This is a genomic window from Pseudomonas folii, assembly GCF_014357575.1.
GTDB lineage: Bacteria > Pseudomonadota > Gammaproteobacteria > Pseudomonadales > Pseudomonadaceae > Aquipseudomonas > Aquipseudomonas folii.
The window spans coordinates 1-12,923 of the sequence record NZ_JACONW010000145.1; the positions used below are offsets into that span (position 1 = coordinate 1).

The 12,923-nt window shown below is 58.8% G+C and carries 11 protein-coding genes; 3 read left to right on the top strand and 8 right to left on the bottom strand.

Going from position 1 to position 12,923, the window contains the following annotated elements; all coding sequences use genetic code 11:
- Positions 1 to 291 precede the first annotated feature (291 nt).
- Positions 292 to 1,902, top strand: a complete 1,611-nt coding sequence (locus H8S59_RS22095) for an NAD(P)/FAD-dependent oxidoreductase (protein ID WP_187522805.1) — start codon at positions 292 to 294, stop codon at positions 1,900 to 1,902.
- 194 nt (positions 1,903 to 2,096) lie between these two features.
- Entirely contained in the window at positions 2,097 to 3,278 is a 1,182-nt protein-coding gene (nhaA, locus tag H8S59_RS22100) for a Na+/H+ antiporter NhaA (RefSeq protein ID WP_187522806.1), read from the top strand.
- A 218-nt stretch (positions 3,279 to 3,496) separates the two neighbouring features.
- Here nhaA and H8S59_RS22105 read toward each other — a convergent pair whose 3' ends face one another.
- The 5 genes from H8S59_RS22105 to dinG all read right to left on the bottom strand — a co-directional run bounded on the left by H8S59_RS22105 (position 3,497) and on the right by dinG (position 9,621).
- Positions 3,497 to 3,961 (bottom strand): outer membrane lipoprotein, encoded by a 465-nt coding sequence (locus tag H8S59_RS22105; RefSeq protein ID WP_095101224.1) that lies wholly within the window; start codon positions 3,959 to 3,961, stop codon positions 3,497 to 3,499.
- A 160-nt stretch (positions 3,962 to 4,121) separates the two neighbouring features.
- Positions 4,122 to 4,769, bottom strand: coding sequence for a pyridoxamine 5'-phosphate oxidase (pdxH, locus tag H8S59_RS22110; RefSeq protein ID WP_187522807.1), 648 nt, complete (start codon positions 4,767 to 4,769; stop codon positions 4,122 to 4,124).
- Between the two features lie 67 nt (positions 4,770 to 4,836).
- The gene (locus H8S59_RS22115) at positions 4,837 to 5,958 is read right to left on the bottom strand and encodes an OmpA family protein (protein ID WP_187522808.1); all 1,122 of its coding nucleotides are present in this window, start codon (positions 5,956 to 5,958) and stop codon (positions 4,837 to 4,839) included.
- A 153-nt stretch (positions 5,959 to 6,111) separates the two neighbouring features.
- A complete protein-coding gene (locus tag H8S59_RS22120; protein WP_187522809.1) occupies positions 6,112 to 7,260 on the bottom strand; it encodes a serine hydrolase in 1,149 nt (382 codons plus the stop codon).
- Between the two features lie 216 nt (positions 7,261 to 7,476).
- Positions 7,477 to 9,621: an ATP-dependent DNA helicase DinG gene (dinG, locus tag H8S59_RS22125; RefSeq protein ID WP_187522810.1), complete on the bottom strand. Its 2,145-nt coding sequence runs from the start codon at positions 9,619 to 9,621 to the stop codon at positions 7,477 to 7,479.
- Positions 9,622 to 9,751: 130 nt separating this feature from the next.
- Here dinG and H8S59_RS22130 point away from each other — a divergent pair, with 130 nt between their 5' ends.
- The gene (locus H8S59_RS22130; protein WP_187522811.1) at positions 9,752 to 10,216 is read left to right on the top strand and encodes a CopD family protein; all 465 of its coding nucleotides are present in this window, start codon (positions 9,752 to 9,754) and stop codon (positions 10,214 to 10,216) included.
- A 608-nt stretch (positions 10,217 to 10,824) separates the two neighbouring features.
- On the opposite strand, the gene H8S59_RS22135 is transcribed toward H8S59_RS22130, so the two are convergent.
- From H8S59_RS22135 to H8S59_RS22145, 3 genes are all read right to left on the bottom strand, one after another.
- Positions 10,825 to 11,583 carry a hypothetical protein gene (locus tag H8S59_RS22135; protein WP_095101234.1) on the bottom strand — a complete coding sequence of 253 codons (759 nt, stop codon included), beginning with the start codon at positions 11,581 to 11,583 and terminating at the stop codon, positions 10,825 to 10,827.
- Complete coding sequence (locus tag H8S59_RS22140; RefSeq protein ID WP_095101236.1) at positions 11,576 to 11,851, bottom strand: DUF1145 domain-containing protein; 276 nt, start codon at positions 11,849 to 11,851, stop codon at positions 11,576 to 11,578. Before H8S59_RS22140 ends, H8S59_RS22135 begins: the two co-directional genes overlap by 8 nt.
- A gap of 186 nt (positions 11,852 to 12,037) precedes the next feature.
- Positions 12,038 to 12,739, bottom strand: a complete 702-nt coding sequence (locus H8S59_RS22145; RefSeq protein WP_095101238.1) for a PA1041 family peptidoglycan-binding anchor lipoprotein — start codon at positions 12,737 to 12,739, stop codon at positions 12,038 to 12,040.
- Positions 12,740 to 12,923: the final 184 nt, after the last annotated feature.

Consider the following 12,923-nt stretch of genomic DNA (forward strand, 5'->3'; position numbering starts at 1 on the left):
CGGGTATGCCGAGCGACAGCGAGGCACCCAGTGGTGGGGCAAGAGCGTTTTGCTTACTTTTGCGCTTCTCAAAAGTGAGGCGCTGTAAAAGCGCAACCAATAGCAGCAATGACCGCGGTAACGGATATGTACGCAAGAATCACGATATGAAGATGTGTAGGTACCGATGCTGGTTCACAATAGGTTCGCTACGAACTTAAGACAACCCCGCCTCCCCTCAATGTGTCTTATAATCCCCGGTTCTTGTAGCGCTGTCGGGCTGATCCTGCGGCCCGGAAACTGGATCTTTTCATGTTACGAATCACCGAACTCAAGCTGCCGATCGACCACCCGGACGAAGACCTGCGTCCCGCTCTCCTGCAGCGCTTGGGCATCGCCAGCGATGAACTGCTGGACTTCACCCTGTTCAAACGCAGCTACGACGCGCGCAAAAAATCTTCCGAGCTGTGCTTCATCTACACCATCGATTTCGAAGTGCGTAATGAAGCCGCCCTGCTGTTGCGTCTGGCCGACGATCGTCATCTCAACCCCGCGCCAGACGTCAGCTATAAAGTCGTAGGCCATGCGCCAGAAGGCCTGACCGAACGGCCGGTAGTTGTCGGCTTCGGCCCCTGTGGCATATTCGCGGGCCTGCTGCTTGCACAGATGGGCTTCAAGCCGATCATCCTTGAGCGCGGCAAAGAAGTCCGCCAGCGCACCAAAGACACCTGGGGTCTGTGGCGCAAGAACGTGCTGAACCCTGAGTCCAACGTGCAGTTTGGCGAAGGCGGCGCCGGGACATTCTCCGACGGCAAGCTCTACAGCCAGATCAAGGACCCGAAATTTCACGGTCGCAAGGTCCTGCACGAGTTCGTAAAAGCTGGCGCACCTGAAGAAATTCTCTACGTCAGCAAGCCACATATCGGTACGTTCCGACTGACCGGTGTCGTGGAAAACATGCGTCACCAGATCGAAGCGCTGGGCGGTGAAGTGCGCTTCGAACAGCGCGTGACGGACGTACTGATCGACAACGGCCAACTACAAGGCGTTGTCGTGGAAGGTGGCGAGCGAATCGAGTCGCGCCACGTGATCATGGCCCTGGGACACAGTGCCCGTGACACGTTCCGCATGCTCCACGGCCGTGGCGTTTACATGGAAGCCAAGCCGTTCTCTGTGGGGTTCCGCATTGAACATCCACAATCGCTGATAGACCGCGCTCGCCTGGGCAAGTACGCCGGGCATCCAAAACTGGGGGCGGCCGATTACAAGCTTGTGCATCACGCTAAAAACGGTCGTTCGGTTTACAGCTTCTGCATGTGCCCGGGCGGTACGGTGGTGGCCGCGACGTCGGAACCCAACCGTGTTGTCACCAACGGTATGAGCCAGTACTCGCGTAACGAACGCAATGCCAACTCAGGCATCGTGGTCGGTATTACCCCCGAAGATTATCCGGGCAGCCCATTGGCAGGTATCGAACTGCAAGAGCGTCTCGAATCCCACGCCTATGTGTTGGGCGGCAGTAATTATGAGGCACCTGCGCAATTGGTCGGTGATTTCATCGCAGGCAAAACATCGCAAGCACTCGGCAGTGTAGAACCGTCATACAAGCCAGGGGTCAAGTTGGTGGATCTGGCGGATGCGCTTCCCGCTTATGCCATCGAAGCCATCCGTGAAGCACTGCCAGCGTTCGACAAGCAGATCAAAGGTTTCGCCCTGCATGACGCCGTACTGACCGGGATCGAAACCCGCACGTCTGCGCCATTGCGAATCACCCGTAACGAAAGCATGCAAAGTCTGAACGTCAAAGGCCTGTTTCCGGCCGGTGAAGGTGCAGGTTACGCCGGTGGCATCTTGTCAGCCGGGGTTGATGGCATTCGGATCGCAGAGGCATTGGCAAGAAGCATGTTGGGTATCGAAGCCTGATCCAGGTGCAATTTCGGAAGATTCCTACACCACAAAAAGTATCTTCCCACCACCAAAAACGCACTAACTGACAGACTCGGAAACACTCTAAATCGGCCGTTCCGCTTAGAACAAAAACGAATATAACTTTTGTTTTAACGGCGGGAAGTCCGGGTTAGGGTGTCGCTCCTTTTTGTTGGATTGGAGCGCAAACCTTGCCTCTGCGTATTACTGTCACTCGTTTTTTCCAGCTCGAAGCGGCAGGAGGTCTGTTACTGATCGCCGCCGCTGCCTTGGCGTTGATCATCAATAATTCGTCGCTGTCGTGGATGTACAACGCATTCCTCGACACCCCCGTTGTGGCCCAGATCGGCGCGGTCAAAATCGCCAAGCCGCTATTACTTTGGATCAACGACGGGATGATGGCGCTGTTCTTTCTGCTCATTGGCCTTGAGGTCAAACGGGAAGTTCTGGGAGGCCATCTTTCACGCCCCTCGCAGATCATTCTTCCGGGTACGGCGGCTATCGGCGGTATGGTGATTCCGGCGCTGGTGTTCTGGGCGCTGAACAAAGGCGATACGGCGGCGATGAATGGCTGGGCGATTCCCATGGCCACCGATATCGCCTTTGCACTGGGCGTGCTGGCGTTACTGGGCAAGCGAGTCCCGGTGTCGCTCAAGCTGTTTCTGATGACGCTGGCGATCATTGACGACCTGGGCGCGATCATCGTTATCGCATTGTTCTATTCAGGCGAACTGTCGAACCTGTCACTGATGTTGGCCGGTTGCTCAATCGCCGCGTTGATCGCGATGAATCGGTTGGGCGTACGCAAACTGGGGCCTTATCTGCTGATCGGCCTGCTGCTTTGGGTCTGCGTACTCAAAAGTGGCGTGCATGCGACTCTCGCCGGTGTGGTGCTCGCGTTCTGCATTCCATTGCGCACCGCCGACCCTGACGCATCGCCGTTACTCTCTCTGGAGCACGCGCTGCATCCCTGGGTGGCTTACGGCATTCTGCCGCTGTTCGCCTTTGCCAACGCGGGCGTGCCCCTGAGTGGCGTGACACTGGAAAGCTTCACCCATCACGTACCAATGGGCATCGCGGCTGGCTTGCTGCTGGGCAAGACCGTTGGCGTGTTTGGCCTCACCTGGCTTGCGATCAGGATCGGTATCGCCAAGCTCCCCGGCGGTGCCAACTGGGGTCAGGTGCTGGCTGTCTCGATTCTGTGCGGGATTGGTTTCACCATGAGCCTGTTTGTTGGCTCGCTGGCGTATGTGCCAGGCAGCAGCGAATACGCTGGCGTGGATCGCATGGGGATTCTGACCGGTTCGATACTCGCGGCATTTATTGGCTACGCAGTGATGGCGGTTAGCAGTCGGAAAAATCCAATCCGTTGAATTGAGTGAAATGAATCCTCTGCAGGAGCTGGCGAAGGCTGCGATAGCGGTATGTCAGGATGAAATCATCGCAGCCTTCGGCAGCTCCTACAGGGAAAGTATTTGCTGCGTGCCCCAGGAAACAGGGTGACACCAAGCATCAACGATCACCCACAAAAAACCCGATCACCAGGATCGGGTTTTTATGTTTCAAGGCGCTACAAACGCTGTGCAATCACTCAATGGGCGACACGGCTGGTGCCATTGACGGTCATGATGCGAACGCGCTCGCCAACCCGGAAAATCTCGTTTTCCTGAACTTGCTGCACGTAAGCACGCATAGTGCCGTCGTCTTCACGCACGGTGATTTCAACGCCTTGTGTGCGGGTCAAACCTTCTTCAGTGGCCGAACCCAGCAAGCCACCCGCTACCGCACCGATAACAGCCATGACGATGCTGCCACGACCACCGCCGATGGCACTGCCGCCGACGCCGCCGACGACTGCGCCAGCACCGGCGCCGATTGGCGTCTTGCTGCCTTCGATCTTGACCGGACGCAGGGATTCGATGGTGCCCAGGCGAACGGTCTGCACTGTCCGCGCTTCGTCACGGGAATAGGAGTCGCCAGTCAGGTTCGACATACAGCCAGTGAGGGTCATGGCCAAAGCAGTGAACGTGGCAACCAGCAGAACAGACTTACGCATAAGGGTATCTCCAGAGGAACATGCAGCCATTAGACTCCGCGCTATCAGCGCTGTCACGTGCCGCTCCTCGTTAATTTATTTTCATTCAGGCGGTATACAGCACCGGCTGCCTTAACTCTAGGACGAGTTGGCAGCCGAATAATTCAAACAAACCGATGAGCTAGGGAGCGAGGCGTTCGCGCGTCCACTGGGTGTCCACCAGACGATAATTCAGGCGGTCATGCAGACGACTAGGGCGGCCTTGCCAGAACTCGATGCGCTCCGGCAGCAGACGGTAACCACCCCAGTGATCCGGGCAATGCGGCTGGGTGTCCATGAAGCGTTGCTCAGTGGCTTTGATCATGCCTTCAAGTTCGGCGCGATCAGCAATCACCCGGCTTTGAGGTGAAGCCCAGGCCCCAAGGCGGCTACCCAAAGGACGCACCTGAAAATAAGCATCGGACTCTTCAGGAGTGACTTTGACCACTCGCCCTTCAATGCGCACCTGACGCTCAAGCGTCGGCCAGAAGAACGTCATCGCCGCGAATGGACGCGCCGCCAGTTGCTGCCCCTTGGCGCTGTCGTAGTTGGTGAAGAACGTAAAGCCTTCCGCATCCAGACCCTTGAGCAGCAGGATGCGACAGTGCGGACGGCCTTGATCGTCAACCGTCGCCAGCGTCATCGCATTGGCCTCGACGGGTACCTGCTCGGTTTTAACCGCCTCGGCAAACCATTGATGAAAGAGCGCGAACGGCTCTTCGGGTGCCTGCGCTTCGGTCAAACCATCGCGGGCGTAGTCACGGCGCATGTCGGCCAGAGACTGGGTCATGACGTCTTTCCTTGATTGAAAAGCACCCTCGCAGACTCGCGCAACCGGGCGCGAGCCTGCGAGTGGATTAGTTGCTGGCCTGATCGGTAGCCGCAGGTTTCTTCTTCACTGCGGCCTTGGCAGGAGCAGCCTTGGCGGGCGTCGCCTTTTTCGCCGGAGCGGCCTTCTTGGCAGCCGGCTTGCTCGCTGCAGCCTTCTTGGCCGGTGCGGCTTTGGCTGGCGCAGGAGCAACGGCTGGCGCTGGTTTGACGTCCTGAGCAGCAACCATGGTCGCCGTTGGCGGCAAGGCGTATTTGCTCATCAGCGCGAGCATGGTGTTTTCCGGCGTCATGACGATTTCCACGCGGCGGTTCAGCTTGCGACCTTCAGCGCTGTCATTGGCTGCACGGGGCATGACGGCACCCATGCCACGCAGGCTGAGGCGATTACGCTCCAGACCACTGAGGCGGAAAATAGCAGCAACCGACTGGGCACGCTCCTGGCTGATTTTCTGATTCGCAGGGGCTGCCCCAGTGGTGTCTGCGTGACCCAATACCAGTACAGCGGTTTTCGGATCGGCTTCAACCAGTTTGGCCAGACGCGTGATCGGACCCAGTGTCACGGGCAGCAACATGGCCGGACGATCAGGGTTGAACGAGCTGTCTACCGGAGCGGTGATCACCAGAACATCTTCACGACGCTCAAGTTCGAACGGGCTGTCCTTGATGGCCAGACGCAGGCGTGGCTCGTAGTCATCCAGCCAGGCCTGAGTCACTTTAGGATCGACCTTGGGCACGGCCTTGGCCTCTTCCTTCTTGTCGCTGCTACCGAACGGCCACCACCACTTGCTATCGGTTTCATTCTTGGCAATCAGCGGCGGCACGCTTTTGTCAGCGGGTTTGGCGGCGGGCGCTGCAGCCACATCAGCTTTTGGTTCGGCACTGTCGCTGGACGCAAACGGCCAATACCAATGAGTACCGCTCTCGGCTTTGGCGACTGGAGCAGCAGGTTTGGACGCAGTAGCCGGGGCAGCGGCTGGTGCTGCGGCCGGCGCCGCTTCCGGGGATTTGACGGGTGCTGCGTCGGCGACTTTATCGGAGCCGAACGACCACCAGCTATTGCCAGTGTCAGCGGAATCATTTTTTGGCGTTTGCGCACAGCCGGTTACGGCGAGGCAAAGGGCGATTACGAGGCTTTTATTGGATGACATGGACGACCCACAAAAAGTAGTAAACAGACAATGAACTTGGCAGTGCCCATATAACACGCATAAACGGGCAGTTGGAAAAGGAAACCGTCGCACGGTTCCTGTTCGGGGGTATTAACTGACAGTCGGTATTAAACAAGCACTTATGACGACAACTTAGCGCAAACACTCACCTAGCACTCGCACCAGTTTCTGTGCCCGCGGATCCATCAATACGTAGGGCCCGAGAGTGTTGGTCACGAAGCCGAATGCGACGTCCCGATCAGGATCAGCAAAGCCGATCGACCCGCCAGCACCGGGGTGACCGAACGCTTTCGGGCCCAGACCGTAGGTGGCGTTTGGCACATTGGGTTGATCAAGCATGCAGCCCAGACCAAAGCGGGTCTGGGTCAACAACGTTTTGTCCTGGCCGGTGCTGTGTTCGCGAGTCAGCTCGTTGAGCAGCTCCGATTCCAGCAAGCTGCCATCCAGCAGACCGTTGTAGAAACCGGCCAGACTGCGGGCGTTACCGTGACCATTGGCGGCTGGCTGCTGCATGCGCCGCCACTCGGGCTTGTTGGTGCTGGTCATGATCGACGGCGGGTTGGTAAACGCCCGGGCCGTCATCGAGTCTGGCTCGCGCATAGTGGTTTGCAGCAGGCGCTGGGCAGACTCATCACCAGCGTTACCTTTGCTGCGAGCGATGTGTGCAACGCGATGAAACTCTTCATCAGGCAGGCCGACGTGGAAATCCAGCCCCAGCGGGCGAGCAATACGCGCTGCGATGGCCTCTCCCGGCCCGCGCCCGTCAGCACGACGCAGTATTTCGCCTACCAGCCAGCCATAAGTGATCGCGGCATAGCCATGGCCTTGACCGGGCGTCCACCAGGGTTCTTCTGCGGCGAGCGCTTCGGTCATCGCTGTCCAGTCATAAAGTGCTTCAGCGGGGAGCATTTGGCGCAGAGCAGGAAGACCGGCTTGATGACACAGCAATTGGCGCAGGGTAATTGCGGCCTTGCCTGCCTCTGCAAATTCAGGCCACAGGCGGGCGACGGGCTCATCGAGCTTCAGTTTGCCTTCATCGACCAGTTGCAGAGCAGTAACCGCGGCGAAGGGTTTGGTGCAGGAAAACAGGTTCGCGATAGTATCGGTGTGCCAGGCTTCGGCACCGTCCTTGTCGGCCGTACCAGCCCAGAGGTCAATGACGGTTTCACCGCCAATTTGAATGCACAGCGCTGCGCCACGCTCCTGGGTATCCTCGAAGAGCGCCGCAAACGCCTCACGCACTGCCTCGAACTTAAGCTCGAAATGACCCTGAATCTGCACCCGCTGGCTCCCGGATTGGCTGATAAAAAACGGCGTGCATTGTTTCAGCGATTGAGGGGTTTGTGAACAGCTGGATCAGCACGTGCTGGTTACTGCATGTGACGTCGTGGGACCGGCTTTAGCCGGGAAGAGGCTCGTACATTCGATATATTTTCATCGTCAGAAATACCGTCTTCCCGGCTAAAGCCGGTCCCACATCGTGACCGAGAGTAGCAGTCAAGAGATCTCCCGCCGAAACGGCGGCAGCGCATTCAGGATCGCCTTGCCGTAACGCTGTGTCACCACCCGCCGATCCAGCAGCGTGATGGTTCCGCGGTCTTCCTCGGTACGCAGCAAACGACCGCATGCCTGCACCAGCCGTAATGAAGCATCCGGCACGGCGATTTCCATGAACGGATTGCCACCCCGAGCCTCGATCCACTCGGCCAGAGCCGCCTCGACAGGATCGTCCGGCACGGCAAAGGGAATCTTGGCAATCACCACGTGCTCGCAATACGCGCCGGGCAAATCGACGCCTTCGGCGAAGCTCGCCAGCCCGAACAGCACACTGGAGTCACCGCCATCGACTCGCGCCTTGTGTTTGTTAAGCGTTTCCTGCTTGGACAGGTTGCCTTGAATGAACACCTGCTTGCGCCAGTCACGCTCCAGGCCATCAAAAACGTCCTGCATCTGTTTACGCGAGGAGAACAGCACCAGAGTGCCGCGTGAGCCTTCTACCAGACCCGGCAACTCGCGAATGATCGCAGCGGTATGCGCCACAGAGTCACGCGGGTCGGCTTTCAGATCAGGCACGCGCAACACACCGGCATCAGCGTGATGAAACGGACTGGGCACGGCCGCCGTCACAGCGACCTTGGGCAGACCGGCACGCATGCGGAAGCGGTCGAACTTGCCCAGTGCTGTCAGCGTCGCGGAGGTCACCAACGCGCCATAAGCGACGTTCCACAGATTGCGGCGCAGCATCTCCGCCGCCAGGATCGGGCTGGCGTTGACCTCAATATCGAACAACGCACCGCTGTCGGCCAGGGTCAGCCAGCGCGCCATGGGCGGGCTGGCTTCCGGGTCTTCAGCGGTGAAGGCCGTCCATAATTCCCAGTTGCCATGGGCACGAGCCAGCAGGCTGCCAAATAGCGGATACCATTCTTCGGCCTGATGGCTGGCGATGCCGATATTCACTTCACCATCCATGCCTTCCTTGAGCAGGTCAGCCAGACGGGTGAACAGGTCATCAAGGCGGGCGAAGCCTTTCTTCAACTCAATGCCCATTTCGCGAATGTGTTCCGGCACCACGCCACCGATGAAACGATGACGTGGGCGCTCGCGCCCTTGCATGTCCTCACCGGCCCGGAAGTCAGCCAGTTGTTCGCAAGCGCTGAACATGAATTGCTGCTGCGCCTTGATCTCCCGGGCCAGCTCCGGCACTTGCTCGATCAACTTGCCCAGATCGCCCGGCAGCGGATGTTGCGCCAGCAGCTTGGCGAGGTTCTTGGCAGTCTGTTCCAGCCAGTCCGCTGTAGAACGAAGCCGCGTGTAATGTGCGAAATGGCCAATCGCTTTGTCAGGGAGGTGATGTCCTTCGTCGAACACGTACAAAGTGTCACGCGGATCGGGCAATACCGCACCGCCCCCCAAGGCCAGATCTGCCAGCACCATGTCGTGGTTCGTCACGATCACGTCGACTTTTCCCATGCCTTCACGGGCTTTATAGAAGGCGCATTGTTGAAAGTTCGGACAATGGCGGTTTGTACACTGACTGTGGTCAGTGGTCAGTCGCGCCCAATCCTGATCTTCCAGCGCCTGCGGCCAGCTGTCCCGGTCGCCGTCCCACTTATTGCCGGCAAGCTTTTCGATCATGCTGGTGAACAGCTTCTGACTGGCCTCATCGACCTCGATCTTGAAGCCTTCTTCCTCGAAAAGCTGCGCAGTGGCATTGGTGGCATCGCCTTCCTGCAGCAACATGTCGAGCTTGGACAGACACATATAGCGGCCACGCCCCTTGGCCAGCGAGAACGTGAAGTTCAAGCCGCTGTTACGCATGAGGTCGGGCAGGTCCTTGTGGACAATCTGTTCCTGCAGGGCGACGGTTGCGGTGGCGATCACCAGACGCTTGCCCGCCAGCTTGGCGGTGGGGATTGCCGCGATGGCATACGCGACGGTCTTGCCCGTACCGGTGCCCGCTTCCACCGCCACTACGGCGGGGTCGCTGGTGCGCCGGCCTTCTTCATCGGTATCGATATCACCCAGTACTTTGGCAACCTCGGCGATCATCAAACGCTGGCCATAGCGAGGCTTGAGGCTCTTGGCTTCGAGGAAACGCGAGTAGGCGCCCTGAATCTGGGATTTGAGTTCGTTGCTGATCATGGGTTTTGTTGGCTCGGGCGCTACAGGCATCGGTAAAAATTAAAGCGCAAAACGCTGGATATATCTTCAGTAGTTCCAGCAGGCGGCTATCATACCCCGCAAATTCCATCCGCGCAGAACGGAGTACCTGATGACACCCTTTTCCCTCGTCTACACCCTGCATGTTTTGGCCGCACTGGTCTGGGTTGGCGGCATGTTTTTCGCCTGGATGGTCCTGCGACCAGCGGTCGTCAGCGCATTACAGGGTCCGGCTCGCCTGAAATTGTGGCTGGAAGTGTTTCCGCGATTTTTTGTCTGGGTCTGGGCAGTCGTGGTGGTCTTGCCCATTACCGGAGTCGGCATGATCCAGCTGCAGTTCGTCAGCTTCGAGACGGCGCCGCGTTATGTTCAGGTAATGATGGGGTTATACGTGGTGATGACCGCGCTGTTCATCCGCATTCAATCACTGCAACTGCCTGAACTGCGTCGTGCGGTTGAGGCCGAGCAGGGGGCTGAAGGCGCGGCGGCGCTGGGCCGGATTCGCCGGTTGGTGGGGATCAACCTGCTGGTCGGGTTAGCGGTGGTCGCTATCGCCGCGGCCAGACCCCATTTCTAACGTGACTTCTATCTGAACCGCATGACACGGCCCTATTCGGTAGGAGCGAACCTGTCCGCGAGGCGGCAGGTCTGAAGCACCGCGTCAGTCACTCTCGCCAACAAGTTGCCTCCTACCTGAACCGCATGACACGGCCCTATTCGGTAGGAGCGAACCTGTTCGCGAGGCGGCACGCCTGAAGCACCGCGTCAGTCGCTCTCGCCAACAAGTTGCCTCCTACCTGAACCGCATGACACGGCCCTATTCGGTAGAAGCGAACCTGTTCGCGAGGCGGCAGGCATGAAGCACCGCGCCAGCCGCTCTCGCCAACAAGTTGCCTCCTACCTGAACCGCATGACACGGCCCTATTCGGTAGGAGCGAACCTGTTCGCGAGGCGGCAGGCCTGAAGCACCGCGTCAGTCGCTCTCGCCAACAAGTTGCCTCCTACCTGAACCGCATGACACGGCCCTATTCGGTAGGAGCGAACCTGTTCGCGAGGCGGCAGGCCCGAAGCACCGCGTCAGTCGCTCTCGCCAACAAGTTGCCTCCTACCTGAGACGGTGTTAACCGGTAGGAGCGAACTTGTTCGCGAGGCGGTTCCCGCAAATCAATCAGCCGTGCAGCATGCTTACAACCGCTGCAACGTCAACGCCCCGGCAGGCCCTGCTGCACCCGGCTGCCCCGCTTCACCGGCGCGTCCGGCCTTGCCGCCATCCGCCCGATACACGAAGCAACCTTTGGACGCGCCACCTTTACCCGGTTTGCCACCTGCACCCGCCAAACCCCCTGCACCGCCCTGAACATCAACCTTGATGCGCTCAACCGGGAAGTCCCGTGGCAGCTCAAGGCGTACCTGCGCACCGGCGGCGCCGTCGTGACCATTGCCGCCGTTATCACCGTTGTGACCACGCCCAGCGCTCCCCCAGGCGCAACCCGGCGCTACACCGTTTGCGCCATCCAGGCCGACATATCCCGGCGAACCGGCACCGCCCCGGGCATCGACGAACAGTTCTTCACCCTGCAAATGCTCGACGCGCAGGTTCAGGTTGCGGCCTGGCAATGGCGGCTTTTCGTAAGTGCCCGGGGCACCGCGAGCAGTGATCTGGCTACCCGTGCCCAGCTCACCCTGGCGGACCACCAGATTGAGTGCCTGACTGCTGGGTACGATGGCGATGCGCGCTTCGTGGCCCAGCACCAGTTGATCGACTTTCACTTCAGTCAGCCCGGACGGGATCAGCAACGTGCCGTAATCCGCAACTTCCAGGCGCTCGAGCTGCAGCACGCTGGTCTGGCTCGGCAGACGCATCAGCGAGTGCGATTCGACATTGATGGTCTGGGCCATGGCCAAAGGGCTGCAAAAGGCAGCCAGCAGACAAAGCTTACGCATGAGCGGCCTCCTGGGCTTTTTTCGGGAGAGACTGAACGTGGAAGATGCCGAACAGAAGAATACGCAGCCGGTCGCGCCAGGGACGTGGACGCCCGCGCAAGCTGCCGTTGAACAGCAACAGCTCAGCGACGTGAATCAGTGCCAGCAGGCAGCCCGCAAGCTTGATCAGAAGAGCAAACGGAGTCGGCAGCACAACCATCAGGTTGAACAACACCACCAGCCAGAACGCTGCGGTCAACAGTTTTCCCAATCCCCAAAACACCTTCATTGCCAGAGCCTGTCCGTAATTGTTATGTCTGCAAACGCTTATCGTTGCGAGAAAATTCTGCGCGCACAGTAAACGCCTGCGAGGTGAAATATGCCAGCGCACGACTGAAATTTAATCTGACACGAGGATCGGCTGAATCGGAATTGGCCCGGCACCCATGCCGGGCCAACAGTTGGAGGCACTGCGTTAACGGTTGATCTGGATCTCGACACGGCGGTTAAGAGAACGACCACTTGCAGTCGAGTTATCGGCAACCGGACGCGCTTCGCCGTCACCTTCGACCGAAACAAATGCACTGCGTGGAATCCCGGTGCTGACCAGGTAGTCCGTCACCGAAACGGCACGTTTCTGGGAGAGTTTCTGGTTGTAAGTATCGCTGCCGACACTGTCGGTGTGGCCGCTGACACGCAGTTGTGCGCTGGGTGCTTCGCGTTTCAGACGGGTAGAGATGAGATCGAGTTTCGATTTATCGGCAGCGGTCAGGCGCGCAGAGTCGAATTCGAACAGTACGTCATTGATGACAATGACCTCCTCCTTGACGACCACTACCTCTTCAACCACCACGGGTGGAGCTGGCGGTGCCAACGGGCAACCGGTCGCATCTACGGCAACACCTTTTGGTGTATCCGGGCATTTGTCGACGCTGTTTTTCACGCCATCGCCGTCATCGTCGCCATCCCCATGAACCCAGCAATACGCGCCCGCCATAATACCAACCGCGCCCCCCAGCCCCGCGGATACGGCTGCGCTCTGGAATGCACCCGCCGCCGCACCCGCCACGCCGCCGCCCAACGCACAGAGCGGCCAGTCAGTCTTCTGCAGGCCCGCACAACCGGTTAACACACTGGTGACCAAAATAAGAGGTAATGCTGTCCGGATTATTCTCATTAGTTTTCTCCCAAGGTTCGGCCCAATCCGCCGCTCATGGAGTAAAGACAGCAAAGTGCCAGCCCGCCACTTCTGGCCTTGTTTTATTGGGGTTTCAGGCCTTTTGGAGCGATATACCTCTCGGTAGGAGCCAACTTGTTGGCGAGGCGGTGTGTCAGGCGCATCGCCACGCCCACAAATTGGG